At 74.6% G+C, this 25,656-nt stretch carries 24 protein-coding genes; 11 read left to right on the forward strand and 13 right to left on the reverse strand.

Annotated features, from left to right (window positions below; genetic code table 11):
* The first annotated feature begins 483 nt into the window (after positions 1-483).
* The 4 genes from G9H71_RS01495 (at position 484) to G9H71_RS01510 (ending at position 4,845) form a co-directional block, all read left to right on the forward strand.
* Positions 484-1,965: a DEAD/DEAH box helicase gene (locus tag G9H71_RS01495; protein ID WP_166278885.1), complete on the forward strand. Its 1,482-nt coding sequence runs from the start codon at positions 484-486 to the stop codon at positions 1,963-1,965.
* A gap of 139 nt (positions 1,966-2,104) precedes the next feature.
* Positions 2,105-2,974 (forward strand): class I SAM-dependent methyltransferase, encoded by an 870-nt coding sequence (locus G9H71_RS01500; RefSeq protein WP_331272672.1) that lies wholly within the window; start codon positions 2,105-2,107, stop codon positions 2,972-2,974.
* Positions 2,975-3,120: 146 nt separating this feature from the next.
* Positions 3,121-3,579, forward strand: a complete 459-nt coding sequence (locus G9H71_RS01505; protein WP_166276759.1) for a GNAT family N-acetyltransferase — start codon at positions 3,121-3,123, stop codon at positions 3,577-3,579.
* A 72-nt stretch (positions 3,580-3,651) separates the two neighbouring features.
* Positions 3,652-4,845: an aminoglycoside phosphotransferase family protein gene (locus tag G9H71_RS01510; protein WP_166276762.1), complete on the forward strand. Its 1,194-nt coding sequence runs from the start codon at positions 3,652-3,654 to the stop codon at positions 4,843-4,845.
* 160 nt (positions 4,846-5,005) lie between these two features.
* Here the strand turns inward: G9H71_RS01510 and G9H71_RS01515 are convergent, their stop codons facing one another.
* The 8 genes from G9H71_RS01515 to G9H71_RS01550 form a co-directional block, all read right to left on the reverse strand.
* Positions 5,006-5,362: a VOC family protein gene (locus G9H71_RS01515; protein WP_166276765.1), complete on the reverse strand. Its 357-nt coding sequence runs from the start codon at positions 5,360-5,362 to the stop codon at positions 5,006-5,008.
* Between the two features lie 286 nt (positions 5,363-5,648).
* Positions 5,649-6,230 (reverse strand): nuclease-related domain-containing protein, encoded by a 582-nt coding sequence (locus tag G9H71_RS01520; RefSeq protein WP_166276768.1) that lies wholly within the window; start codon positions 6,228-6,230, stop codon positions 5,649-5,651.
* Positions 6,231-6,713: 483 nt separating this feature from the next.
* Entirely contained in the window at positions 6,714-8,177 is a 1,464-nt protein-coding gene (locus G9H71_RS01525) for a protein adenylyltransferase SelO (protein WP_166276771.1), read from the reverse strand.
* Between the two features lie 57 nt (positions 8,178-8,234).
* Positions 8,235-9,941 carry a DEAD/DEAH box helicase gene (locus tag G9H71_RS01530; protein ID WP_166276774.1) on the reverse strand — a complete coding sequence of 569 codons (1,707 nt, stop codon included), beginning with the start codon at positions 9,939-9,941 and terminating at the stop codon, positions 8,235-8,237.
* 152 nt (positions 9,942-10,093) lie between these two features.
* Positions 10,094-10,405, reverse strand: coding sequence for a YciI family protein (locus tag G9H71_RS01535; protein WP_166276777.1), 312 nt, complete (start codon positions 10,403-10,405; stop codon positions 10,094-10,096).
* Between the two features lie 23 nt (positions 10,406-10,428).
* The gene (locus G9H71_RS01540) at positions 10,429-10,920 is read right to left on the reverse strand and encodes an SRPBCC domain-containing protein (protein WP_166276780.1); all 492 of its coding nucleotides are present in this window, start codon (positions 10,918-10,920) and stop codon (positions 10,429-10,431) included.
* Positions 10,910-11,236 (reverse strand): ArsR/SmtB family transcription factor, encoded by a 327-nt coding sequence (locus G9H71_RS01545; RefSeq protein WP_231134107.1) that lies wholly within the window; start codon positions 11,234-11,236, stop codon positions 10,910-10,912. The genes G9H71_RS01540 and G9H71_RS01545 overlap by 11 nt, the downstream gene beginning before the upstream one ends.
* A gap of 59 nt (positions 11,237-11,295) precedes the next feature.
* Positions 11,296-11,652, reverse strand: coding sequence for a VOC family protein (locus G9H71_RS01550; protein ID WP_166276783.1), 357 nt, complete (start codon positions 11,650-11,652; stop codon positions 11,296-11,298).
* A gap of 194 nt (positions 11,653-11,846) precedes the next feature.
* Between G9H71_RS01550 and G9H71_RS01555 the strand changes: the two genes are divergently transcribed.
* From G9H71_RS01555 to G9H71_RS01565, 3 genes are read left to right on the forward strand one after another with little or no spacing between them, the layout of a single operon-like run.
* Positions 11,847-13,238, forward strand: a complete 1,392-nt coding sequence (locus G9H71_RS01555) for a TrkH family potassium uptake protein (RefSeq protein ID WP_166276786.1) — start codon at positions 11,847-11,849, stop codon at positions 13,236-13,238.
* Between the two features lie 39 nt (positions 13,239-13,277).
* A complete protein-coding gene (locus G9H71_RS01560) occupies positions 13,278-13,946 on the forward strand; it encodes a potassium channel family protein (RefSeq protein WP_166276789.1) in 669 nt (222 codons plus the stop codon).
* A 47-nt stretch (positions 13,947-13,993) separates the two neighbouring features.
* The gene (locus G9H71_RS01565) at positions 13,994-14,488 is read left to right on the forward strand and encodes a GNAT family N-acetyltransferase (RefSeq protein ID WP_166276792.1); all 495 of its coding nucleotides are present in this window, start codon (positions 13,994-13,996) and stop codon (positions 14,486-14,488) included.
* On the opposite strand, the gene G9H71_RS25405 is transcribed toward G9H71_RS01565, so the two are convergent.
* Positions 14,475-14,921 (reverse strand): ester cyclase, encoded by a 447-nt coding sequence (locus tag G9H71_RS25405; protein ID WP_166278894.1) that lies wholly within the window; start codon positions 14,919-14,921, stop codon positions 14,475-14,477. The two genes, G9H71_RS01565 and G9H71_RS25405, sit on opposite strands and share 14 nt — an antisense overlap.
* 602 nt (positions 14,922-15,523) lie before the next feature.
* On the reverse strand, positions 15,524-15,667 hold the full coding sequence (locus tag G9H71_RS01575) for a hypothetical protein (RefSeq protein ID WP_166276795.1): 144 nt from the start codon (positions 15,665-15,667) through the stop codon (positions 15,524-15,526).
* Positions 15,668-15,761: 94 nt separating this feature from the next.
* Here G9H71_RS01575 and G9H71_RS01580 point away from each other — a divergent pair, with 94 nt between their 5' ends.
* Both G9H71_RS01580 and G9H71_RS01585 read left to right on the forward strand, forming a co-directional pair.
* Entirely contained in the window at positions 15,762-16,712 is a 951-nt protein-coding gene (locus G9H71_RS01580) for a GlxA family transcriptional regulator (protein ID WP_166276798.1), read from the forward strand.
* 36 nt (positions 16,713-16,748) lie between these two features.
* Positions 16,749-17,651 (forward strand): TIGR01777 family oxidoreductase, encoded by a 903-nt coding sequence (locus tag G9H71_RS01585; protein WP_166276801.1) that lies wholly within the window; start codon positions 16,749-16,751, stop codon positions 17,649-17,651.
* On the opposite strand, the gene G9H71_RS24885 is transcribed toward G9H71_RS01585, so the two are convergent.
* Both G9H71_RS24885 and G9H71_RS01595 read right to left on the reverse strand, forming a co-directional pair.
* The gene (locus tag G9H71_RS24885; RefSeq protein ID WP_166276804.1) at positions 17,636-19,141 is read right to left on the reverse strand and encodes an AAA family ATPase; all 1,506 of its coding nucleotides are present in this window, start codon (positions 19,139-19,141) and stop codon (positions 17,636-17,638) included. The two genes, G9H71_RS01585 and G9H71_RS24885, sit on opposite strands and share 16 nt — an antisense overlap.
* A gap of 73 nt (positions 19,142-19,214) precedes the next feature.
* Positions 19,215-21,404 (reverse strand): serine/threonine-protein kinase, encoded by a 2,190-nt coding sequence (locus tag G9H71_RS01595; RefSeq protein WP_166276808.1) that lies wholly within the window; start codon positions 21,402-21,404, stop codon positions 19,215-19,217.
* A gap of 67 nt (positions 21,405-21,471) precedes the next feature.
* Between G9H71_RS01595 and G9H71_RS01600 the strand changes: the two genes are divergently transcribed.
* Both G9H71_RS01600 and G9H71_RS01605 read left to right on the forward strand, forming a co-directional pair.
* Complete coding sequence (locus G9H71_RS01600; protein WP_166276811.1) at positions 21,472-22,692, forward strand: NAD(P)/FAD-dependent oxidoreductase; 1,221 nt, start codon at positions 21,472-21,474, stop codon at positions 22,690-22,692.
* Positions 22,679-23,407 carry a Type 1 glutamine amidotransferase-like domain-containing protein gene (locus G9H71_RS01605; RefSeq protein WP_166276815.1) on the forward strand — a complete coding sequence of 243 codons (729 nt, stop codon included), beginning with the start codon at positions 22,679-22,681 and terminating at the stop codon, positions 23,405-23,407. The genes G9H71_RS01600 and G9H71_RS01605 overlap by 14 nt, the downstream gene beginning before the upstream one ends.
* A 13-nt stretch (positions 23,408-23,420) precedes the next feature.
* On the opposite strand, the gene G9H71_RS01610 is transcribed toward G9H71_RS01605, so the two are convergent.
* Positions 23,421-25,610: an MMPL family transporter gene (locus G9H71_RS01610; protein WP_166276818.1), complete on the reverse strand. Its 2,190-nt coding sequence runs from the start codon at positions 25,608-25,610 to the stop codon at positions 23,421-23,423.
* Between the last annotated feature and the right edge of the window lie 46 nt (positions 25,611-25,656).

The raw sequence follows: 25,656 nt of genomic DNA on the forward strand, positions 1-25,656 counted from the left end.
CGGGACCGAGACCGGGCTCACGAGCGACGTGTGCGCCTCGACGGCCGAGGACACCGTCGGGCTTGAGCCCGAGCGAAGGTGACCCTCGGCACCATCGTCGCTGCTCCCCCGAACCGGTGATGTCGGGCACAATGGTCCCGAGGGCAGCGCCGACGCGCGCCCGAGGTCGTCGCACCGCCTGTGGGGCGGGTTCCTTGGTGGACACGCGCAGCGGCCACCATCCGAAGGACTCGATTGACTCAGCACGCCTCGACCACTCCTGCCTCCGCGCGCTCGGGCGGCACCCCCGGCGGCCGTCGCCGCCGCGCCGGTTCCGCGCAGGGCCCCGCCCGGCAGGCCCCGGCCGCCTCGGCCTCCACCAACTCGGCTTCTCCCGGCCCGGACACCCGAGGGCGGGCCGCCGCCCGCCGCGGGACCGCTCCCGCCGCTCCGGCCCCCCTGCTCGACGACGCCCTCACCGCGCCCGCGGTCGACGCCGCACCGGTGTCCTTCGCCGATCTCGCGGTGCCGGCGCCCCTGGTCGCCTCGCTGGCCGCCGAGGGCAAGACGCTCGCGTTCCCGATCCAGGCCGCGACGCTGCCGGACTCGCTGGCCGGCCGGGACGTGCTCGGCCGTGGCGCGACCGGCAGCGGCAAGACCTTGGCCTTCAGCCTGCCCGTGGTGGCGCGGCTGCTCGCCTCCGGCGCGCGCCGTGAGCGTCGCCGCCCGCACGCCCTGGTGCTCGTCCCGACCCGCGAGCTGGCGAACCAGGTCGAGGCCACCGTCGCGCCGCTCGCCAAGGCCGCCGGCCAGGTGACAACGGTCGTGTTCGGCGGGGTGTCCCAGTCCCGGCAGGAGGCCGCGCTCAACGCCGGCGTCGACATCCTCATCGCCTGCCCGGGCCGGCTCGACGACCTGCTCAAGCAGGGTGTCTGCGACCTGTCCGCGGTGTCGATCAGTGTCCTCGACGAGGCCGACCACATGGCCGACCTGGGCTTCCTGCCCGTCGTGCGCCGGATCCTGGATCAGACGCCGGCGGGCGGGCAGCGCCTGCTGTTCTCGGCGACGCTGGACAACGGGGTCGACGTCCTCGTCAAGCGCTTCCTCACGGACCCGCGCGTGCACGCCGTCGCTCCGGCGGCCGCGCCGGTGCAGACCATGGAGCACCACATCCTCGAGGTGGCGAACGACGCCAAGGGCGCCGTCGTCCGCGAGCTCGCGTCCGGCACCGGGCGCCGTGTCCTGTTCACCCGGACCAAGCACCAGGCCAAGAAGCTCGCCAAGCAGCTGACGGCGGGCGGCGTACCGGCCGTGGACCTGCACGGCAACCTCGCCCAGAACGCCCGCGAGCGCAACCTCGCGGCCTTCACCGACGGCTCGGTGCGTGTCCTGGTCGCGACAGACATCGCCGCGCGCGGTATCCACGTCGACGAGATCGAGCTCGTGGTCCACGTCGACCCGCCGGCCGAGCACAAGGCGTACCTGCACCGGTCGGGGCGGACCGCCCGTGCCGGTGCCTCCGGCGCCGTCGTCACCGTGATGCTGCCCGAGCAGCGTGCCGACGTGGCGACGCTGCTCCGACAGGCCAAGGTCGCCGCGCCCATCACGCGCGTCGCCCCCGGTGACGCCACTCTCGCCGGCCTCGTCGGCGAGCGCGCTCCGCACGTCGAGCCGGCCCCGCCTGCGCCCGTCGAGCAGCCCGCTCGCGCGACCCGGGTCCCCGGCCCACGGGCCGGTGGGAGCCGCTCCGGCGGCCGCGGTGCCGGCGGCCGTTCCGACGCCGGCCGGGCTGCTGGTGGCGGTCGTTCCGACAGCGCCCGCACTGCGGGCGGCGCCCGGTCCGACGGCGCCCGCGCGACCGGCGCCCGGGCCCCGCAGTCGGGTGCTCCGCAGCGGCGTACGCCCACCGGTGGCGAGGCCGCTCCGGCCGCCCGTCGTTCGCGCAGCCGTCGTGGTGGCCAGGGCGGGCGCGTCGCCACCGGGTGACGTCCCCCCTCGTGATCTGACCGTGGCCCGGCTCCTGCGAGGAGCCGGGCCACGCGCATGTCGGGCCGGCTTCCGCGGCGCGTGGCCCCTTCCCGCGAGTGTCCTGCGGCGCGACCATGGCGACGGGGTAGCTCCCGCCGTGACGGAGGTCCTCGATGCTCGTCTCGCCCACCTTGCGCGCCGACCGATGCGTCCTGAACCGGTGAGCGCGGTGGCCGGGCGGGTGCCACGGCACAGCTTCGACGCCGAGCTCCAGCGGCACAACGCGATCCTGCGCGAGGCGTGCGACATCGGCGCGCACGAGCACGTGCTCGACGTCGGGTGCGGGACCGGGCTGACCACTCGGGAGGCCGCCCGGGCGGCATCGTCCGGCAGCGTGTTGGGGGTCGACACGTCGGAGGCCGCCATCGCGCGTGCCCGGTCGTTGGCCGACTCCGAGGGAATCCACAACGTCGGTTTCGTGTGTGCCGATGCCGAAGTCCACGACTTCGCAGGCCGGCGTTTCGATGTCGCCATCAGCCGGTTCGGCACGATGTTCTTCCGGGACCCCGTCGCCGCATTCACCAACATCGGACGGGCACTGAAGCACGGCGGGCGGCTGGTCATGCTGGTCTGGCAGGCCGCGGAGCTCAACGAATGGGACGTTGAGATCCGCGGAGCGCTGGCCAGGCCCGAGGCCGCGGCGCCTTCCCCTCCTGACCATCTGGACCCTTTCTCGCTCGGCGAGGCTGCGGTGCTCACCGAGGTGCTGCAGACGGCCGGGTTCACCGGCATTGGCCTTGCTGACGTCCGCGAGCCCGTCTACTACGGCCCGGACGTAGGCGTCGCCCTCGAATGGGCCCGCGGGTTCGCCAGCACGCGGGCTGTCGTGCAGTCGCTCGATGCCGTCGCGGCAGAGCGGGCGGAAGCCCGCCTGCAGCGGGTGATCGCGGCGCACCTGTCCGACGAGGGAGTCTGGTTCGAGTCCCGGGCCTGGCTCGTCTCGGCCCGGATACCAAGCGGGACGTGAGCTGGGACTTCTGGCAATCGGGCCTCCCCGAGCCCGGCGTCCGTGCCTCGTGCCGAATCCGCCCGACCTTCTGTCAATGCCACCGACGCAGCTGCCATTCTGGCGTGGTGCGGACACCTGAGGAGCCGCTGCTCACCCTGCGGCCGATGACACTGCAGGAGTTCGAGCCGTGGCAGGCCGAGCTCTCGCGCGCGTACGCCGCCGAGCAGGTCGCGGCCGGCGTCTGGACGGCAGACGAAGCCTTGGACAGGGCGCTGGAGGGAAGCGCCGCGCTGCTGCCCGACGGGCTCGCGACGCCCGGGATGCTGCTGCTGCTCGGCGTGCTCCCGGACGGCACGCGGGTGGGCCGGGTGTGGATCGGGCTGCAGCACCCGCGGGGCATTGCCGGCTGCGCGTTCGTCTACGACCTCGAGGTCGAGCCCGAGCACCGAGGCCGCGGGCTGGGCCGGGAGCTGCTGTCGCTCGGCGAGAGAGCCGCGCGGGACCACGGGGCGCGCGCGGTCGAGCTCAACGTCTTCGGCACGAACGCCACGGCCATCGCGCTCTACGCGAGCGCCGGCTACCGAGTGGTCACGCAGCAGATGCGCAAGGAACTCGCGGACTGAGCCCGGCGTACCTTCCCGGCGCCGCGCCAGAAGGTGGTCGCGGCGTCGAGGAACCGATGGTTGGGTGGCCGGGTGCAGTCGCAGGATTCGCGTCGGGTCACGCTCGTGCTGTGCACCTCGGAGGGTGTGCTGCTGGGCGCGCTGCCCGCCTTCGACGTGCCCGGTCGGTGGTGGCCCGACGTCGCGCCGGTCGTTGACGGGGCGCGGAAGGCCTTCGGCGTCGAGGTGACCGTGCTCCGGCTGCTGCGGACGGACGGCGGCCGCACCGGAGGCAGCGTGGACTATCTGGCGTCCACGCGCAGCACACCGGAAGTGCCGCTCGGCAGTTGGCCGGGCGACCCGTTGACTGCCGCGCCGCTCCGTCAGCCGTGGGCGCGGCCCGGCGGGCCGGAGGCGGACCTGGCGTGGGCGCTCGACGTCCTGGCGGCGCACGGGACGCCGCCGACCGGCCCCGCGCGTCAGCAGCGCACCTGGAACCTGTCCAGCCTGTGGCGGGTCCCGACAGCGGGCGGCGCTGTCTGGCTCAAGGCCGTGCCCTCGTTCTTCGCCCACGAGGGGGCGCTGCTCTCCACCCTCGACGCCGACTTCCTCCCGCGGCCGCTCGCCGTGGACGGGCACCGCATGCTGCTGCCCGAGGTGCCGGGCGAGGACCAGTACGACGCCGGCCCGGACCTGCTGGCGCGCATGGTGCGGATGCTCGTCGGGCTCCAGGCCGAGCAGGCCGCGCGGCTGCCCGCGCTGCTCGCCCTCGGGCTACCCGATTGGCGCGCGGAACCGCTGGCCGCGATGGGGGCCGACGTGATGGAGCGGACCGCCTCCGAGCTCGAACCCGAGGCGGGAGGCCGCGTCGACGCGCTGATCGCCGGATTGGAGACGCGGTACGTCGCCGTCGCCGAGTGCGGCGTCCCCGACTCGCTCGTCCATGGCGACTTCCATCCCGGCAACTGGCGAGGCACGGCTGAGCGGCTCACGTTGCTGGACTGGGGCGACAGCGGCGTCGGGGCGCCGCTGCTGGACCAGGCCGCCCTGGAGGAACGCCTCCCCCAGGCTCATCGCCACGTCGTGCGAGCCGAGTGGGTGCGCGCGTGGCGCGAGCACATCCCGGGCAGCGACCCCGCCCGCGCCGCGCAGCTCCTGCGGCCTGTCGCCGCCCTGCGCCAGGCGGTCATCTACCGCGGCTTCCTCGACCGCATCGAGCCCGACGAGCACGTCTACCACGCCGGTGACCCGGCGGTCTGGCTGCGGCGTACGGCAGAGCTCTGCTGACGGCACGCGGGTTCTTGCGGACGCATTGTTGCCCTGCGGCATCTGGTTTCGTCGGTGGGGATGGCGCGTCGTCAACGAGACCCCATGCGCCAAGGCGGCGGCCCGTCGGCATGTCCGAGCAGCGCGCCCGCCCTACTGACAGGTGGCGCGAGCCGACAGGCTAGGCCGGCGGCGCGTACAGCTGCAGCGCGTTGCCCTCGGTGTCGGTGAACGCAGCGATGCGACCCCACGGGTGCTCGCTGATGTCACCGGCGAACTGCACGCCCTTGCCGCGCAGCTCCTCGACCTCGCTCTCGATGCTGCCGTCCGGCTGCAGCGTCACGACGGCACCGCCATTGGAGGAGGCCGAGCCGGTGCCCTCCCGAGCGTTCAGCCCGATCATGAGCCCGTTCGCGTCCAGCTCGCTCCACTGCGCCCGGGTCTGCTTCACCTCGAGCCCGAGCACGTCGCGGTAGAACGCCACCGCTCGGTCCATGTCGTCCACGGGCAGCCAGACCGACGCCACACCGGAAGCCATGCCTTCTCCTTGTGCTACGACATCTCGGTTCGAACCGCGACGTACCCGGTCAGAAGTACCGCAACCCACGCGGTCAGCGGAGATCGTCTGGGCTGAGGTCATCGCCGAAGCCCCGCGGATGCCACCCTTCGGCGCCCCGAGAGGTGATGCTGAGGACTCGGCCGGTCGGACGAAGAGCGTTTGCCGTTCGAGAGCAGCCGCTATCAGCGAGTCGGAAGAGAGCGGACTGCTCGGTCCACTGGTGCTCGAGCGGCCGCGCATGGCGCACCGGACGAGTTCACGGGCCTCACTTCACCGCGGTCGGAAACCTCAAGGCGAGGTAGTCCGCCAGCGCCACACGGTCGTCGGGCCTCAGGTCCCCGTCGCGCTTGAGGAGCTTGGCCAGGCCTCGGCGCCCCACGAGCGGGACGCCGCGGATGCTCTCACCGAACCATGGCAGCTCCGTCCCGACGAAGCAGAGCACCCCGCGGACGGGCACGGGCGCGTTGACCGCCGCGAGCGCAGCGGTAACGTCGGCGACCTGGCCGTTCAACCCGTCCAGCAGCTTGGTCTGATCGCGACCGCGGATGTAGAGCCGTTCCCGTCGGGGCGAGAGGAGGCCACCGGAGCGGCGGACCTCGAGCTCGCCCCGGTGGGTCTTGGCGTCGATCACCCACACACCGTTGGCCGCCACTGCAATGTGGTCGATGTTCGCCCGGGACAGCCGGCCGTCGGGCCGGCGGCGGGCTCGGTCGTTCAGGACCTCGACGTGCGTGCCCGCCAGCTCCTCGAGCTTGGCGCCCACTGCTCGCTCGCCACGCGCGCCCTGCGCCCAGACGCGCGTGCTCGTGGGCTCGTCGGTGAGCGCGAGGATCAGGCCGCCGAGCAAGGGGTGACGTGTGCGGACGCGCTGCTCACGCTGCTGTGACCGGCGCTCGTACTCACGCCTGGCGGATGCGCCGGCAGCGTCGGCGCCGCGCGCCCGAGAGGCGACGGCGGGGACGGCTCTGTCCGAGTCCGCGGTGGCGGGCGCGGGCTGCGGGGTGGACGACGAGGAGCTGCACCCCAGGCACGTCACCGACCGTGCGTCGCCGTCCCAGACAGCACGAGTCCCAGGCGCCAGCGCAGTGAGACAGACGCAGCAGGTGTCGGGCCGTCGCAGCGCCAGGACCTTCACGCCCTGCTGTCGGCTACGCGTCGACCAGTCTGAGTGGAACACGCTGGGACGAGCCGCTCGTCGCAGTCCGCGCTACGACTCGGGCGAGCGACCGAGGGCACCAACAGCATCCGGGTCTCAGGGTCGTCAGCACGACCCTGGGACCCGGATGCGCCTGCCGCCCGGGTCGTGGCGGACGCAGCAGACTGCGATCGATCAGGTCCCGCAGAACGTCCGGTACGGCCCGGACCCCTCCGGCGCTGGCTCGGTGTAGCGCTCCAGCCCGGGCCGGACCTCGTACGGCCGCCGGACCACGTCCACCAGCTGCTCGAACGGCGCCGGGTCCCCGGCCGTCGCGGCGGCCAGCGCCTCCTCCACGAGGTGGTTGCGCGGGATGTAGACCGGGTTGACCCGGTCCATCGCGTCCGCGTCCGGCCCGAGCGCACGCCACCGGTCGAGCCAGGCGTCGATGCCGGCCAGGTCGAGGAACACGCCCCGCACGGGCTCGGCGTCGCCGCGGGCGGCCGCGGCCAGGTCGCGGAAGAACGAGGTGAGGTCGACGCGGGCGGCCTGCAGCAGCGGCAGCAGGTCGTTGGCCAGCGCCGAGGCCTCCGCGTCGTCGGCGGACGACGGCAGGCCGAGCTTGACTCGCATCCCGGAAGTCCAGGCGGCGGCGTACTGCGGACGGAACTGCCCGAGCGACTCGACGGCGAGCTCGATCGCCCGCTCCTGGTCGTCGGCAAAAAGCGGCAGCAGCGCCTCGGCGAGCCGGGCGAGGTTCCACTCGGCGGCCAGCGGCTGGTTGCCGTAGGCGTAGCGGCCGCCCTCGTCGATCGAGCTGTAGACCGCGCGCGAGTCGAAGCCCTCCAGGAACGCGCAGGGCCCGTAGTCGATCGTCTCGCCGGAGATCGTCATGTTGTCGGTGTTCATGACGCCGTGGACGAAGCCGACGAGCATCCACGACGCGACGAGCGACGCCTGCGCGGCGACGACCGCCTCGAAGAGCGCGCGGTAGGGGTGCTCCGCCGACGCGGCCTCCGGGTAGTGGCGAGCGATCGCGTGGTCGGCGAGACGGCGAAGCAGGTCGATGTCAGCGGTGGCGCGGGCGTACTCGAAGCTCCCGACGCGCAGGTGGCTGCTCGCGACGCGGGCGAGCACGGCACCGGGCAGCACGGTCTCGCGGCGTACGCCCCGGCCCGTCGCCACCACGGCGAGCGAGCGGGTGGTCGGGATGCCGAGGGCGTGCATGGCCTCGCTGACGACGTACTCGCGCAGCATCGGGCCCACGGCGGCCAAGCCGTCGCCGCCGCGCGCCCACGGCGTACGCCCTGAGCCCTTGAGGTGCAGGTCGCGGACGCGGCCGTCGGCGTCGACGAGCTCGCCCAGGAGCAGCGCCCGCCCGTCGCCGAGGCGCGGGCTGTAGGAGCCGAACTGGTGGCCGGCGTAGCCCTGCGCGACGGGGGCCGCGCCGGGCGGGACTCGCGTGCCGGTCAGCAGGCCGAGGCCGTCCGGCCCGCGCAGGGAGCCCGGGTCCAGGCCGAGCTCGACGGCCAGCGGCTCGTTGAGCACGAGCAGGCGCGGGTCGGGCGCCTCCTCGGCCCGCCAGCTCACCGCGAGCTCGGGGAGGTCTCTGGCGAAGCGGGAGCCGAGGGCGATGGCCGGTGCGGATGCGACGCTCACGTCGAGTCCAACACGGTGTCCGCTTCGCGGCATTCCGCCGGTGGCACGACCGGCGCCCTATGCGCGGGCACGGCCGTTGCCGCGCCCCTCGAACCGCTCCCGGCGCACCGTCGGCTTGCGCCCGCGCAGCGTGGTCGAGCGCAGGCTCGTGATCACCGTCTCGGCCATCTCGGACGGCACTTCCACGAGGGAGAACTTGTCGGTGATCTCGATCGCCCCGACGTCGCGCCCGGTGAGCGAGGTCTCCCCCGCGATGGCGCCGACGAGGTCCTGCGGGCGGATGCCGGCGCTGCGCCCGACGCCGACGTAGAGCCGCGTCATGGGCCGCGTGCCCGACCGCGGGCTCCGGTCGGGCCCACGCCCGCGCTCGGGACGGGTGCCGCGGTCACTGACGTCGCGCTTGCTGGGCAGCCGCTCCTCGGGGATCTCGTCCTCGTCGCCGTCGCGCCCGACCGTCGACTCGTGCGCCAGCTTCACGGCCGCCAGCGCGACCTGCACGATGTCGAACTCGTCGCTGAGCGTCTCGACGACGCTGCGGTAGCGCTCGAGCTCGTCGGTGAGCAGGCTCTCGCGCAGCGCGGCCCGGGTCAGCTCGAGCCGGCGGGCCTGCAGGTCCGCGATCGTCGGCAGCGTCTCGACCGAGATGCGCTGCCCGGTGACCCGCTCGATCGTCTTGAGCATCCGGTGCTCGCGCGAGCTGACCAGGGTGATGGCGACGCCCTCACGCCCAGCGCGGCCGACCCGCCCGATCCGGTGGACGTACGACTCCGGCGCGCTCGGCACGTCGTAGTTCACGACGTGGGTGAGGTGCTCGACGTCGAGCCCGCGCGCGGCGACGTCGGTCGCGACGAGCAGGTCGGCGGTCTGGGCGCGCAGTCGGCCCATCACGCGGTCGCGCTGGTCCTGGCTCATCCCGCCGTGCAGGGCCTCCGCCCGGTAGCCGCGCCCGTTCAGGCTCTCGGTGACGTCGTCGACCTCGTCCCGCGTGCGGCAGAAGACGATCGCCGCCGTCGGAGCCTCCAGGTCGAGCACGCGGCCGAGCGCGGCGGTCTTGTGCGCCCGGGAGACGAGGTACGCGCTCTGCCGGACGCGCGGCACCTCCCCCGCGGCGACGGGCGCCTTCTCGATCTGCACGTGCACGGGGTCCTTCAGGTGGCGGCGCGCGAGCGACGCCGTGCGCGCCGGCATCGTGGCCGAGAAGAGCACCGTCTGCCGTCCGTCGGGGGCGGCATCGAGCAGCGCGTCGATGTCCTCGACGAAGCCCATGTCGAGCATCTCGTCGGCCTCGTCGAGCACGACCGTCCGCAGCGCGTCGAACCGCAGCGCGCCGCGCCCCAGCAGGTCGAGCGCCCGGCCGGGCGTGGCGACGACGACGTCGACCCCGCGCGAGAGCGACCGCAGCTGCTGGCCGATCGGCGTCCCGCCGTAGACGGGGAGCACGCGCGCGCCAAGCTCCCGGCCGTACTTGTACATCGCCTCCGACACCTGCACCGCGAGCTCGCGGGTCGGTGTGAGCACGAGCGCCGTGGGCGTGCCCGGCCGCTCGTCCAACGGCGCGAGCGCTTGCAGCAGCGGCAGCGCGAACGCGGCGGTCTTGCCCGTGCCGGTGGCCGCCACGCCGAGCACGTCGTGGCCGGCGAGCAGCGGCGGCACGGCCTCGCGCTGGATCGGCGTGGGCTCCTCGTACCCGAGCGCAGCCAGCGGCCGCAGCAGCTCTTCGCGCAGCTCGAGGTCGGCGAACACGGGCCCGTCGGAGATGCTCATGCCACGAGTCTGCCCCGCGCTGCCGCTGCCATTGCGCGGAGCCTCGCCCCGGGCGCTGCAGCTCCGAGCCCGGGGCGGCCACGCGGCCACCGGCGCAGGGAAGACGGACGATCAGCTCTTCGCCGAACCGGCCTTCGCCGAAGCCCCGGCGCTCAGGCCGACAGCGGGCGTACGAACCCGCCGAGCACCGCGTGCACCTCGGCCCGCGCGGTCCCCGACGTGACAGCGGGGTCGCGCTCGCGTACGGCGTGCACGTCCTCCAAGGAGTCGGCCTCGACGACCCCCAGCCCCCACACTCCGGCGGGGTCGTCCACCGGGCCGAAGAACACCGCCGTCCCGCGCGCGAGCAGCTCCTGCCAGTACGTGCTGTGCCGCTCCATGGCCTCGGCCTCCGCCGGGCTCATGTCGAAGGCGAAGCCCGGCCGCGGGGGCAGCAGGCGGTAGACGAACAACTGCTTGCTCATGGGGTGTCCTTCCGGTCGTCGGATTAGTCCTCGACGGCCGACACGAGCCGGCCGAGGATCGTCGCCCAGCCCTGGGCGAAAGCGCCGCCGGCGTAGCCGCCGGGCAGTGCGCACGCCGCGGTGAGCTGTGCCTCGCTCAGCGCTTCCCAGCCGCGGTGCTCGACGGCGACGCGCGTCAGGGACTCGGCGAGCGAGCTGAAGGTCAGCTCCACCTCGGTGGCGGCGCCGGTGACCAGCCAGCTCATCGCGAAGCGCTCCGGCGGCTCCCAGGCCAGCACGGTCCCCCAGTCGCGCGTGGTCGCGTCCTGCCAGGTCTCGTAGACCCGCCCGCCGACCCGCTGCTCGAAGGTCACGTCGCGGGCCTGCTCCTGGCCGAAGGAGAAGGGCTGCAGCGGCCACCATGCGCCGATCGTCCGCACGAAGACGTCGAAGGTGTGCTCCCGCCCGCTGCGGACCACGACCGACTGCCGCACTGGCGGCCGCCGTAGCGGGAGGACCGTGGTGTCATCCGGCATCACGCACCTCCTGCCCGCCGCCGACCAGCTGGGCCCGGTCGGCCTCGACCAAACGGCGGGCCACGTCGAGTGACGCTGTCCAGGCCTCGTCGAGAAAGTCCCGGAGCCCTGCGAGCCCTTCGGGCCGCGCCCGGTAGAGCCGGCGCGTGCCCTCGCGCCGCTCCACGAGCAGGCCGGCCCCCTTCAGCACCGTCAGATGTTGGCTGACAGCGGTGCGGCTCACCTCGAAGGCAGCGGCGATCTCGCCCGCCGCCAGCTCCTCGTGGGCCACCAGGCGCAGGATCGCGCGCCGCCGCGGCTCCGCCAGTGCCCGCATGGTCTCGTCCAGCGCCTGCTCGTCCCGCGCCCGCTCGTCCTGGTCCGCCGGCACGCCGTTCATCCCCACAGGCCCACCGTGTTGCCGTCCGGGTCGGCGAACAGCGCGAAGCGGCCCCAGCCCGCGGGCAGGTCGGTGGGCGGGACGAGCGCCGTGCCGCCCAGCTCCTCGGCCCGTCGCAGGCTCTGCTCCAGGTCGTCCACCCGGACGTAGATCCGCACCCCCGGCGAGTCGGACTCCTCCACCGGGCCGATCCCCCCGCCGATCGCGCCCTCACCCGCGGCCGTGTCCACCAGCCCGTAGCCGCCCATGGCGGGGTCGGCGGCGACCTTCCAGCCGAACAGCTCGGCGTAGAACTGCTGCGCCCGCTCGTGGTCCGGGCTGCTGACCTCGAAGAACGCGACCGGAGCTCCCATGGCTGCCTGCCTCTCGTGGAGTATCTGTCGGTGTTCGCTAACGTTAGCGCGAACTGACACTCGAAGGAAGAGGCATTCGGCGCGGACTCCAGGGAGCTCGGCCCGCGGTCCCCTACGATTCCGGCCGTGGCGCTGCAGGGAGCCCTCGTCGACCGGCATCCGGACCTGTCGGTCGGGGAGACGGCGCCGTGGCGATGAGCCCCGATGGGCCCCTGGCCCGAGCCCGCCGCAGGCTCCTGCCCGGCGGGCTCGAGGTCGACCTCAGGCCCCGCCACCCGGCCCAGGTCATCAGCATCGCCTTCGCACTGGGGATCGGCCTCGGCACGCTGCTGCTGCGCCTCCCGGTCTCCGCCACGGACGACGAGGGCACGAGCTGGCTGCAGGCGCTGTTCACGGCCACCTCGGCGGTCTGCGTCACCGGGCTCGCGGTCGTGGACACGGGCACCCACTGGACCCCCTTCGGGCAGGCGGTGATCCTCGCGGGCATCCAGGTCGGCGGCATCGGGATCATGACGCTGGCCTCGGTGCTCGCCCTGCTCGTGTCGCGGCGCCTCGGGCTGCGCAGCCGGCTGCTCACACAGACCGAGACCGCGGCGTTCGGGCTCGGCGACGTACGCGGTGTCGTGCTCGCGGTGCTGCGGACCTCGCTGCTGATCGAGGGCGTCGTCGCAGCCCTGCTCACGGCACGCTTCGCCCTCGCGTACGACATGGGCTTCGGCACGGCGCTGTGGCAGGGCGTCTTCCACTCGGTCTCCGCCTTCAACCAGGCCGGGTTCACGCTTCCCGCGACCGGGCTCACCGAGTACGTCGGCGACCCGTGGGTGTGCCTGCCCATCGCGCTCGCCGTCGTGCTCGGCGGGCTCGGCTTCCCCGTCCTGGTCGAGCTGCTGCGCGAGCGTCGCACGCCGCAGAGCTGGAGCCTGCACACGAAGATCACGCTGGCGGGGTCGGCGGTCCTGCTCGTCGGCGGGTTCCTGATGATCACCGCGTTCGAGTGGTCCAACCCGGGGACCTTCGGGCCGTTGTCCTGGCCGCAGAAGGTGCTGGCCGGGGTCTTCCACACCGTGCAGCCGCGGTCGGCCGGCTTCAACACCCTGGACTACGGCGAGATGCGCGACGTGACCTGGCTCGGCACGGACGCGCTGATGTTCATCGGCGGCGGCAGCGCGTCGACCGCCGGCGGCATCAAGGTGACCACGTTCTTCGTGCTGCTCTTCGCCATCGTCGCGGAGGCGCGCGGCGACGCGTACGTCCAGGCGTTCCGCCGCCGGATCCCGGCCGCGACGCTGCGCCTGGCCGTGTCGGTCGCCCTGCTCGGCGTGGCCTGGGTGTTCCTGGGGACGCTGCTCCTGCTCGCCCTCACCGAGCAGCCGCTGGACCGGGTGCTCTTCGAGTCGGCTTCCGCGTTCGGCACCGCCGGGCTCTCCACGGGCATCACCGCCGACCTCCCGCAGCCCGCGCACTACGTGCTCGTCGTCCTGATGTTCGTCGGACGGGTCGGTATCGTGACCGCCGCCTCGGCCCTCGCCCTGCGCGAGCGCAAGCAGCTCTACGCCTATCCCGAGGAGCGCATGCTGATCGGCTGAGGTAGGCGAAGAAGCCTTCGGTGAAGGGCGGTACCGGCAATGGGTCGCAACATCCTCGAGGGCGGCGTGCTCGTCGTCGGGCTCGGCCGCTTCGGCAGCGCGCTCGCCGAGTCGCTCGCACGCTCCGGCACCCAGGTCCTCGCGGTCGACCCCCGCCACGAGGTGGTCCAGGAGATGGCCAACCGGCTGACGCACGTGGTCGAGGCGGACTGGACGAGCGAGGAGGCGCTGCGACAGCTGGGCGCGGCGGACTTCGAGGTCGCTGTCGTGGCGATCGGCACCGACATCGAGGCGAGCATCCTCGCGACGTCCGTCCTCGTGGACATCGGCGTCCCGCACATCTGGGCCAAGGCGGTCACGCACGCCCATGGTCGCATCCTCACGCGCGTCGGCGCGCACCACGTCGTCTTCCCGGAGCAGGACGCCGGCAAGCGGGTCGCCCATCTGCTGACCGAGAAGATCCTCGACTTCATCGAGTTGGACAACGGGTTCGCCATCACCAAGATGCGGGCGCCCCAGGAGGCCTGGGGCAGGACCCTCGGCGAGGCCCGGCTGCGCTCGAAGTACGGGGTGACCGTCGTCGGCGTGAAGCGCTACGGCCAGACCTTCACCTACGCCCAGGCCGACACGTACGTCGAGCAGGGCGACCTGCTCATCGTCGCGGCCCAGACCGAGGCGCTCGAGCGGTTCGCGGCCGAGACGTCCTGAGGGGAAAGGCCCTCGCGACCCGGGAGCCGGAGCGGCATGCTGCTGGGATGGAGCCGACGACCTCCGCCGCCCCGCGGGTCTGCTCGGTCGAGGACGCCGGGGCCGTCGCCGCGCTGCTCGACGCGTTCAACCGGGAGTACGGCGACCCGACCCCCGGCGTCGGCGTCCTCGCGACCCGGCTGCGCCGCCTGCTCGCCGGCGACGCCGCGATCGCGGTGCTGGCCGGCGAGCCCGCCGTCGGTGTCGCCCTGCTGAGCGTCCGTCTCAACGTCTGGTACGACGGCCCCGTCGCCGTGCTCGACGAGCTGTACGTCGTCCCCGGGCTGCGTGGCCATGGCATCGGCAGCGGGCTGCTGCGGGCGGCCGAGGCGGTGGTCATCGCCCGCGGCGGGGAGCTGGTGGAGATCAACGTCGACGGGGACGACGTCGACGCGCGCCGGTTCTACGAGCGGCACGGCTACAGCAACTCGGAGCCGGGCCGGGACGAGCAGCTCCTCTACTACTACCGCGAGCTGACGGCCGGGCCCGTCACGCCGGCGTGAGCAGCTGGGCCGTGAGCCCGGAGTCCTCCTGCTGGATCCAGTACTCGGTGATGCGGCCGCCGCTCACCCGGTAGACCGCGCTCGCGACGACCGTCAGCGGGCGCCCCGTCGCCGCCACGCCGTCGATGGCGCCGACGTGCCGCCCGGCCTGGGTCCAGCGGACGTAGACCCGGTCCCCGGCCGCCACGAGCTCGTCGATCGTCAGGTTGAACCGGCCGAACTGGCCGAGCATCTCCCGCACGTGGCCCGCGTAGCCCTCCGGCGTCCGCCGCACCGTCTCCGCGGCCCCCGACCGCACCTGGTGCGCGAGCACGACCGGGGCGAAGAACTCCCCCGCCCGGTCGGGCTCGCGGCCGGACCGCACGACGCGGAAGAACTCCCGGACCAACTGCTCCCCCGACGACGGTGCGGCGTCGTCGCCGAGGGCGCGCATCACCGCCGCGCCACCGAGCACGCCGGCCAGCGCCCCCACCGTCTGCAACGGACCGTAGGCGACGCCGAAGACTCCGATCAGCGGTCCCGAGGCCCCGAGCAGCAGCGCGGCCCAGCGCGGGACCGTGGCCGTGCCGGCGGCGGCGAGCGCCAGCAGGACGCCGCCGACGGCCCACAGCAGCGCGCCGCCGAGGAGGGTGACCAGGGCCGGGGCGGCGTACACGTCGTCGTAGACCGCTTCCGCGACGGCCGGCGCCGTGGCGTGCAGGCGGCCGATCGCCGGCTGGGCGAAGGCGGCGACGCCGAACCCGGCGAGCAGGCCCGCGCCGCCGAGGACGGTCGCGGCCAGGCCGGCCACGGCGTACCCGGGACGCCGGGTCGCGGGCAGCACAGCAGCGACGAGGGCGGCGGCGCCGAGCGTCCAGAGCGCCTGCCCGACGACGCTGCCGGCCAGGTGCTCGACCTGGAAGCGTCGCGTGGTCACGAAGCCGGACCAGCCGGCGAGATCGGCGGCCGGGTCCGGTTGGTGGCGCGCGGTCGTCCAGAGCAGGAGCGCCGCGGCGACCGGGAGGAGCCAGCCGGCGCGGGCGACGAACGCGCGGCTCATCGCAGGCTCCCGTGCCGGGTGCGGGCGCTGGGCCGGGCGCGACGGCTTCCGGCGAAGCCGTCCGAGCGCACCCACGGAACGAGCGCGACGGAGGAGGCGAGCAGGGCGAGGGCGGAGACCAGCTCCGGTATCGTGTTCATGGCAGGAACTCTGCTCCCGCCGACTTCCCGCCACCAGTGGCAGAGATGCCACTCTCCCGCGATTTCCTGCCAACGTTTGTGGCACTCTCGTCGCATGCTGCGCAACGTCGTCGCGATCGCCCTCCCGGGAGTGGCTCCGTTCGAGCTCGGGGTGCTCTGCGAGGTCTTCGGCCTCGACCGCACGGACCAGGGCGTGCCCGGCTTCGACTTCGACGTCGTCGCCCTCGAGCCCGGGCTCGTCGCCACCCCGATGGGGTTCTCCCTCGACGTCCGCCACGGCCTGGAGCGCGCCCGGAAGGCGGACCTCGTCGCCGTGCCGGCCTCCCCCCGTCACGCGCCGGCGCCCGAGCCGGTTCTCGAGCTGCTGCGGGAGACGGTCGCGCGCGGCGCCCGGGTGCTGTCGGTGTGCTCCGGGGCCTTCGTGCTCGGCCAGGCGGGGCTGCTCGACGGCCGGCGCTGCGCCACGCACTGGCGCTACGCGGACGAGCTGCGTGCGCAGCAGCCGGCGGCACGGGTGGACGCCGACGTGCTCTACGTGGAGGACCGCGGCGTCGTCACCAGCGCCGGCACGGCGGCCGGCATCGACGCCTGCCTCCACCTGGTGCGCACGGAGTTCGGCGCCCGCGTCGCGGCGACCATCGCGCGGCGCATGGTCGTGCCACCGCACCGGGACGGCGGCCAGTCGCAGTACATCGAGACCCCGATCGCCGCGACGCCGGCGGACACCCTCGGTGACCTCCTGGCATGGGCGTCCGCGAACCTCGACGCCGACCTCTCGGTGCAGGAGCTCGCCTCGCGCGCACACATGTCCGAACGCACGTTCGCCCGTCGCTTCCGTGCCGAGGTCGGGACGACGCCCCTGCAGTGGGTCACGGCTCAGCGGGTCGCGCTCGCCCAGCAGCTCCTCGAGGAGGGCGAGGACCCGGTCGAGGCCATCGCGGTGCGGTGCGGGTTCGGCACCGCCGCCCCGCTCCGCCACCACTTCCTGCGGCTGCGGGGGACGACGCCCCTCGCGTACCGCCGGCAGTTCCGCGCGACCGCCTGAGTGGCGGCGCTCCCCGGGCTCGGGGAGCATCGCCGGGTGGACACGAACCGCGGCCCCGTCGCCGTCACCGGCGCCTCCGGCCTCATCGGACGGGCGCTGGTCGCAAGCCTCGAGGCCGACGGGCAGCGCGTGCTCCGGCTCGTCCGGTCGGCGCCGCGCTCGCCGGACGAGGTGCGCTGGGACCCCAAGCGCGAGACGGTCGACGTCGAGGCCCTGCAGGGCGTCCGCGCGGTCGTCCACCTCGCCGGAGCGGGGGTCGGGGACCGGCGGTGGACGGCGGCGTACAAGCGGGAGATCCTCGACAGCCGGGTCAAGGGCACCGTGGCGATCGCGAGCGCCATGGCGGCCCTCGACCCGCGGCCGGACGTGCTCGTCGCGGGGTCGGCCGTGGGCTACTACGGAGACACCGGCGACCGGCCGGTGGACGAGACGTCCCCGCGCGGGCAGGGGTTCCTCGCCGACGTCGTCGCGCAGTGGGAGGCCGCGGCGGACCCGGCGCGGGACGCCGGTATCCGCGTCGTGCACGCCCGGACCGGGATCGTGGCGTCGCGCAAGGGCGGCGCGTTCGGACGGCTGCTCCCGGTCGTACGCCTCGGGCTCGGCGGGCGGCTCGGCTCCGGTCGCCAGTGGTGGAGCCTCATCTCGCTGCCCGACGAGGTCCGCGCCCTCCGGCTGCTGCTCGAGGACGAGCGGGCCGTCGGGCCCGTCAACCTCACCGCCGTGCCCGCGCAATTGGACGGGATCTTGCACGCGCTAGGCCGGGAGTTCCACCGGCCGACCGTGATGCGCGTCCCTGCCGCAGCGCTGCGGCTCGGCCTCGGCGAGATGTCGAGCGAAGTGCTCGGCAGCACCCGCGTCGAGGGACGTCGCTTGCAGGAACTTGGATTCAGCTATGAGCACCCGACGCTCGAGGCGATCGCGGCCTACCTCCACGGCTGAAGGCCCGGCCCGGCTTCGGCGACGAAGCTCAGGGAGGAGGCGTAGGCCTGGCGGGTGTGCGGGTGAGGCTCGGGCCCGCCCCCGGGCGCGGCGGCTCCGTCGCGCACGCCGAGGAGCGCGCGCGTCAGGCCCTGCGCGCTGTCGAGCAGGTCGTCGAGGGCGCGGATCAGGTGCTCGTCCTTGACGACGACGCCGTCCGGAGCGGCCTCGCCCTCGAGCGCCTCCAGCACGGCGCGGCGGAGCAGCTCCTTGACGAACGAGGCCGTGACCCCAGCCATCCGCTCGATCGCGTCGTCCTGCGTCGCGTCGGACACCTCGAGCCGGAGCCCGCGGGCATAGACGTCGAGCAGCCGCCGGCGGGCATCGGAGTCCGGGAGCCCGATCTCGACCGCGACGTCGACCCGGCCGGGCCGGGCCGCGAGCGCCTCCTCCAGCAGGTCGGCGCGGTTCGTCGTCAGCAGGAAGAGCAGGTCCGCGTCGGCCGCGGCCCCGTCCATCGCGTCGAGCAGCTCGAAGAGGACCGGGCTGGAGCCCGGGCCGAAGCCGCGGTCCTCGGCCACCAGGTCGACGTCCTCGAGCACGATTGCCGCCGGCTGCAGCTCGCGCGCCAGCTGCGTCACGGCACCGACGAGTTGCAGCGAGCGGCCGGACAGCATGAGAACCGTCGCGCCGGCCAGGTGCTGCACGAGGTAGCGGGTCGTGTGGGTCTTGCCGGTGCCGGGCGGGCCGTAGAGCAGCAGCCCGCGCTTGAGGTGGCGGCCCGCGGCGCGCAGGGCCTCGCGCCGGTCCGCGATGCCGATGGCGTGGCGCTCGATCCGGGCGAGCACCGCGTCGGGCAGCACGACGTCGGCCCGCTCGGTGGCCGGCAGCTCGGGGAACACCACGCTCAGCCCGCCGTGCATCTCGGGGGCGAGCTCGACCGTCTGGCCGCGGTAGACGTTGTGCCGCGTCCGCAGCTCGTCGAGCTCGCGCAGCACCTTCTGCGCCTCGTCCGTCGGCAGCCCGGCCAGCTCGAGCTGGAGCACCGGCTCACCCTGGTGCGGCTGCGGCGCGCGGGCGAACAGCACGAAGCGGCCGCGGGCCTCGTCGTCGACGAGGAAGAGCCCGTTGCGCACGCAGGCGGTGGTGCGCCCCGGCCCGGACGGAAGGTCGACCAGCTCGGGTGCCGTGAGCCGCGTCGGAGGCAGCGCCTCGCCGTGCAGCAGCTGCTGCAGCGTGACGGGCCCGTAGTGCGGCGGCAGCGTCACGCCCTCGACGACGACCGTGCGCTCCGGCTGCTCGCTCCACCGGTCGAGGGCGACCTGCACGTTGACCTGCTCGAAGGGCGCGAAGCCGCGGCCCACGACCGAGTGGCGGCGCCCCTCCTCGCCCACGTGCTCCTGGACCCGGCGCACGACCTCGTTGCCCTCGCCGCGCCCCGCGAGCTCGTGCATCGACTCGAGGAAGCGGACGTAGGAGCGGGCGAACTCGCGGGCCTCGTCGGTGGTCACGTCGGGAGCGTAGGAGCGGGCGGGCGCCGGTCGCTCGGAAATATCGCCCGGCCGGCATCTCGGGAAGCCCGGCTCACCGCCCTCCTCCCGGGCCCGCGGCGCGTACGTCCCAGTAGCGCCAGTCCCCGCTGACCCGTGCCAGGACGACCGTCCAGGTGCGCTCGCCGCGCCCGGCGACGGGCTGGGCAACCCCGTCGGAGCTCACGACGGAGTAGCCCGGCATCCGGTCGGTGACCCGCAGCGCCACGCGGGACGCCGCCCCGCCGGTGCGGGCGACGGAGACGACCTGCAGCCGCAGGCCACGTGCCCGGTATCCGGCCGCGATGTGCCGGTCCAGCAGCTCCCGGTCACGGACGAGGGCCGGGGCACCGTCGGCGTACGCGGACGAGAGCAGGGCCTGGTCGGCCGACGCGAAGGCCCGCGAGCGCAGCCCGTCCAGCCGGGCGAGGACGCCCGCCCACTCGGCGTCGCGGGCCGTGCCGGGCGCTCCCGCGGCCCTCTCCCCGGCGCCGGTCGCTGCAGCGCCGGCCGAGGAGGGCGGGCTCGACGTGGCGCCCGACGTGGCAGGCGAGGTCGCCGGGGCGGAGGCGTCCATGTCTCCCGACGCGCCCGTCTCTCCCGATGCGCCGGTCCCTGGCGCCGCGGCTGTCCCTGACGTGCCCGTCCCTCCCGATGTGCCCGTTCCTGCCGACGCGCCCGTCCCTGCCGACGTGCCCGTCCCTGCCGAGCCGCCCGGACCGGCGGCGTCGCCCGATCCCGCGGCGGCCCGGCCGGCGGCTGCTCGCCCGTCCCCGGACGTTGCCGGCGCGCTCCCTGCGGCGGGTCGGCCGGTCGTCCCTTGCCCCGCGCTGCCCACGCCGTCGCCGGCACCCGCGGCCCCCGGCGACGGCTGCGTCTGCGTCCCGTCCGTGCCGACGCCAGGGGCTGCCACCCCGCCCGAGGACGGCTCCCGCGAGGACCCGCCGCGCGAGGAGACGCCGCCCGCGGACGCCCCGGCCGACGCCGCGCCGGCGCCCCCGGGACCGCCCGCTTCGGCGGTGCCTGTCCCCGAGGCCGAGCCGCTCGGAACGGCCGCGCTCGCGGCCGACCCGCCCGACAGCGCACCCTGCCCGACCGAGGGCGGCTCCCCCGCATCAGGCAGAAGCCCCAGGAGCACGCGGACGGTCAGGGCGACAGCGGCGACCCCTCCGCCGACGGCCGCGACCGCCATCCGCCGCGAGCCGGGGCGCGCCGTGGCTCGCCGCCCAATCGCGCCGCCGCGGCCACTGGCGGACCGTCGGCCGAACGTGCCGCGGGCCCGGGGGTGCCCACCCCCGCGCGACGTCTCTCCCCGCGACGGCCGAGCGCGCCCGCCCCCGGCGGACGCCTCCCCCCGCGACGGCCGCGTGCGCCCTCCCGGCGAGCGGGGCGGGCCCGGCCGGTCGCCGGGGGTCGCGGACGGGTCACCGGCGAAACGCAGCGAGCCGACGGCCGAGGACGGCGCACCGGCTGGCTGGGCCGCGCTCGGGCCTGGCGGCGCCGGCAGCCGCAGGGGAACGGCGGTGCAGGTGTCGAACACGGCCGCGGCCAGCTGGGCGGCGGACGGACGCCGGTCCACCGGCGCGTCGAGCACCGAGGTCAGCAGCCCGGCCAGCGGCCGGGGCACCGCGGGGGCCAGCTCCGGCAGGGCGGTGCCGCCGGACGCCTCGTAGGGCTGGCCGGCGAGCACCTGCCAGCCGACCGCCGCGAGCGACCAGACGTCACCGGACGCCGACCCGCCCGGCATGCCCAGCCCCTCGCCGAGTGCGGCCAGGACGGGCCGGCCGTCATCGCCCACCCGCACCGAGTCCACGGAGACCCGGCCGTGCGGGAGTCCCAGCGCATGCACCGCGGCGAGCGCCTGCGCGATCGGCACGAGGAGGGTGACCGCCTCGCCCGCGTCGAGCCTCCCCCGCCCCGAGAGCAGGGCGGCCGCGGACAGCCCCGGCTCCTCGACGGCGACCAGGGCGAGACCGTCGCGGACCGGCAGTGCGGCGAGGACGGGCGCCAGGTGCGGGTGCACGGCGTCGGCGAGGACGGCGGCCGCGCGCCGGGCCTCCTCCACGCGGTCGTCGGCCAGCACCAGCCGGCGCACGGTCACGGCACCGCCGGTCGCTTCGTCCCGCGCCAGCCACACCCCGCCTCCGCCGCCCGGGCCCAGCCGCCGCACCGGCTCGTAGCCGGCCACGTCCCACGCCCGCCGCGCCGCCGACTGCTCCCGCGAACTCCGCCGTCCTGTCGCCATGGCAGGAGGATGGCCGAGGCGGGCGCCGGCGTGCCGGCGTCGTCCACAGGCGGTAGCGTCCGACCCCATGCCCGATGTCGTCGTCGTAGGAGCCGGGCTCGCCGGGCTGCACGCCGCTCGCCGGCTGCACGCCGCCGGCCTCGACGTGCGCGTCCTCGAAGCCTCCGACGGCGTCGGCGGCCGGGTCCGCACGGACGTCGTCGACGGGGTGCTGCTCGACCGGGGCTTCCAGGTGCACAACCCCTCCTATCCCGAGGCGGCTCGGGCGCTCGACCAGGACGCCCTCGACCTGCGCCCCTTCGACGCCGGCGTAGTCGTCGCCGTCGGCGGCCGACGCGTCCGCGTCGGCGACCCGCGGCGCGTGCCCGGCTGGGCGCTGTCGAGCACTCTCGCTCCCGTGGGCGGCCCGCTGGCGAAGGGCCGGCTGGCGCAGTACGCGCTCACCACCACGCGGACGCCGGTCGCGCAGCTGCTGTCGGAGCCGGACGCGACCGCGCGGCAGGCGCTCGCCGAGCGCGGGGTGAGCGGGCCGGTCCTGGAGAGAGTGCTCCGCCCGTTCCTCGCCGGCGTGCTGGGCGAGGAGGAGCTCGCGACCTCCCGTCGCTTCGTCGACCTCGTCGTCCGCTCGTTCGTCCGCGGCACGCCGAGCCTGCCGGCCGGCGGGATGGGCTCGATCCCCGAGCAGCTCGCCGCGGGCCTGCCGCCCGGCACGGTGGAGCTGGGGCAGCGCGTCGACGACGTCGGCACCCTGCGCAGGACCACCCGTGCCGTCGTGGTCGCCACCGACGCGGCCGCGGCCCGCCGGCTGCTGCCCGGCCTCGCGCCTGCGCGGCAGCGGGCGCTGACGACGTTCTACTTCCTGGCGCCGGAGCCGCCCTCGGACGTCCCGGCGATCCACGTCGACGGCGAGCGGCGCGAGCACGCCTCGCCGGTCGTCAACACCGCCGTGCTGACCAACGTCGTGCCCGAGTACGCCCCGGGACGCTGCCTGGTCCACGCCAGCGTGATCGGCGACCGGGCAGACGCGTCCACCGAGCGAGCGGTCCGTGACACCCTCGCCCGCGTCTACGGCTGCGGCACGACCGGCTGGGAGCTCGTGCGTGCCTACGCGGTCCCGCACGCGCTGCCGGCGATGCTGCCCCCGCTCGACGTCCGCCAGCCGGTCGCCCTCGGGGACGGCGTCTTCGTCGCCGGCGACCACCGCGACACCGCGTCCATCCAGGGCGCTCTCGTCTCCGGCCGCCGGGCCGCCGACGCCGTACTCGAGGAGCTGCATGCCCGCCGCTGAGCCCACGATCGTCGCGACCTCCATGGGCTTCCGCCCGGGGCGCCGGTCCTACCTCGCCCCCGGCCCCGTCTTCGACCTCATGGTCGACCTGGCGGGGCGGCCGGCGGCGCCGAAGCTGTGCTACATCGGCACGGCCAACGGGGACCAGCTGCACCGCCGGCAGCAGGTGCGAGAGGCATTTCAGGGAACGTCGATTCAGGTGACGGACCTCGCGCTCTTCACGATGCCGAACCACGACGACATGCGCGCCCACCTGCTGGACCAGGACGTGGTCTGGGTGGACGGCGGAAGCGTCGCCGGGCTGCTCGCGATGTGGGAGCTGCACGGCCTGGGTGACGCCCTGCGCACCGCCTGGGAGGCCGGCGTCGTGCTCGGCGGGGTCAGCGCGGGCTCGATCTGCTGGCACGTGGGCGGCACCACCGACTCCTTCGGCCCCGACCTGCGCCCGGTGACGAACGGGCTCGCGTTCCTCCCCTACGGCAACGGCGTGCACTACGACAGCGAGGCGCAGCGCCGGCCGCTGCTGCAGCGGCTGGTCGGTGAGGGGTCGATGCCCTTGTCGTACGCGACCGACGACGGTGTCGGCCTGGTCTACCGCGGCACGGAGCTGGCCGAGGCGGTGGCCGACCGCACGAGGGTGGCGGCGTACCGGATCGAGCAGGTCGCGCAGGGACGGGCCGAGGAGACGCGGATCGAGCCGCGCCTCCTCGGCTGAGCGGTCGTCGGGCTCAGGCCTCGACGGGCTCCCGGGCCGCCTCCCCCTGCCGCTCGTGCGTGCGCGGCCCCGGAGGAGCGAACGGCCACCACACCCTGTCGCCCAGCTGGTGGACGAGGGCGGGCACCAGCAGGGACCGGACGACGAGGGTGTCCAGCAGCACCCCGAACGCGACCGCGAAGCCGAGCTCGGCGAGGAAGACCAGCGGCAGCACACCGAGGGCCGCGAACGTCGCCGCCAGGACCACGCCGGCCGAGGTGATGACGCCACCGGTCACGGCGAGCCCGCGCAGCGTCCCTTCGCGGGTGCCGTGGCGTGCGGTCTCCTCCCGCACCCTCGTCATGAGGAAGATGTTGTAGTCGATGCCGAGGGCCACGAGGAAGACGAACGCGAAGAGCGGGAACGACGGATCGGCGCCGGCGAAGTCGAAGAGGAACTCGAAGACCAGCGCGCACACGCCCAACGTCGCCGCGAACGACAGCACCACCGTCGCGACCAGCAGCAGCGGAGCGACGAAGGCCCGGAGCAGCACCGCGAGGATCACGAAGATGACCAGCAGCACGACCGGGATGATGACCCGGGTGTCACGGGCGGACTCCTGCTTCACGTCGTAGGTGACGGCGGTGACGCCGCCGACCAGGACGTCGGTGCCGACCTGGTCCACGGCGGACCGCAGCCGGAGCACGGTGTCCTCGGCCGCCGGGGAGTCCGGCGCGTCGGTGAGCACCGCCTCCACCTGGACCTGCCCGTCGACCACCTTGGGCGGCCCCTCGGCCGTCGCGCCCTGCGCCGGCGGGGCCTCGGGGCGCAGCGCCGCGGAGGCCACACCCGGGTCCGCCCGGACGACCTCCAGGATCCGTTCGCCCTCGTCCTGCGGGCCGATGACGCTGGCCGGGGTGCCGGTCCCACCGGGGAAGTGCTCCCCCAGGACCTCCTGGCCGAGGACGGAGGGCACCTCGTTGGTGAACTGCTCTTCGGTCGTCAGGCCGGTCGCGTCCAGCCGGAAGATCATGGCGGCGAGCGCGACGAGCACGATGGCGGTCGCAGCCCCCACCAGCCGCGTCCGGCTGCCGACCAGCTCGGCGACCCGGCCCCAGATCCCGCGGCCGGCGGTCGGCACCTCGTCGTGCCGGGGCACGAACGGCCAGAACCAGTGCCGGCCGAGGGTCACGAGCAGCGCGGGCAGGAAGACGAGCATGGAGAGCATCGAGCACGCGATGCCGATGGCGGCGACGGGCCCGAGCGACTGGTTGCTGTTGAGGTCGGACAGCAACAGGCAGAGCAGGCCCAGGATCACGGTCACGCCGGAGGCGAAGATCGGGGGTGTGGCCCCGCGCAGAGCGCCCCTGATCGCCAGCCACGCCGAGTCGTGGGTGTGCAGCTCCTCCTTGTACCTGCTGATGAGCAGCAGGGCGTAGTCGGTCCCGGCCCCGACCACGAGGACGGACAGGATGCCCTGGCTCTGCCCGTCCACCGTGATCCAGCCGGCGTCCGCGGCGAGGTAGACGACGGCCTGGGCGAGGAAGAGGGCTCCGAACACCGACAGGAGCACCGGGATGAAGACGGGGCTGCGATAGATCAGCAGCAGGATCACGAAGACCACGCCGAGCGCGGTGAACAGCAGCCGGCCGTCGATGCCGGCGAACGCGGCGGCGAAGTCGGCGAAGCTGCCACCCGGGCCGGTGACGTAGGCGTCGGTGCCCTCGACGCCGTCGGCGATGGCCTGGATCTCGTCGACGACGTCGGGGAGCTCCTCGAACGCCGAGTTGTCGCCCGGCAGCGGGACGAGCGACTGCAGCGCCTCGCCGTCCTCGGACTCCCCGGCGGGCGACGGTGGCCCGGCCACGCCGTCGACCCGGCCGATCTGCTCGAGCGCGGACGCGACCGCGGAGCGGTCGGCGTCGGTGATGCCGCCCTCCCGCTCCCAGACGATGATCGCGGGGATGTCCTGGGCACCGGCGAAGCGCTCCTCGAGCAGGAGCGACTTGGTGGACTCCGCGGACTCGGGGAGGAATGCGGCCTGGTCGTTCTCCACCACCTCCCCCAGCTTGGCGCCGAGGCCTCCGGAGATGCCGATGACGACCAGGCCGACGAGCAGCACGATCGCGGGCGCGAGCCAGCGCACGATCCCCGGGCGTCTCTCCGGTGGGCGGCGGGCAGCAGGAACGGATGGGTCGGCGGGGTGGAGCGGCTTGGCAGGCATCGACAGCTCCTCAACGGGGCGACGCGCGACGTCCCGAGCGTAGGGA

This window comes from Motilibacter deserti (assembly GCF_011250635.1).
GTDB classification, from domain to species: Bacteria; Actinomycetota; Actinomycetes; order Motilibacterales; family Motilibacteraceae; genus Motilibacter_A; species Motilibacter_A deserti.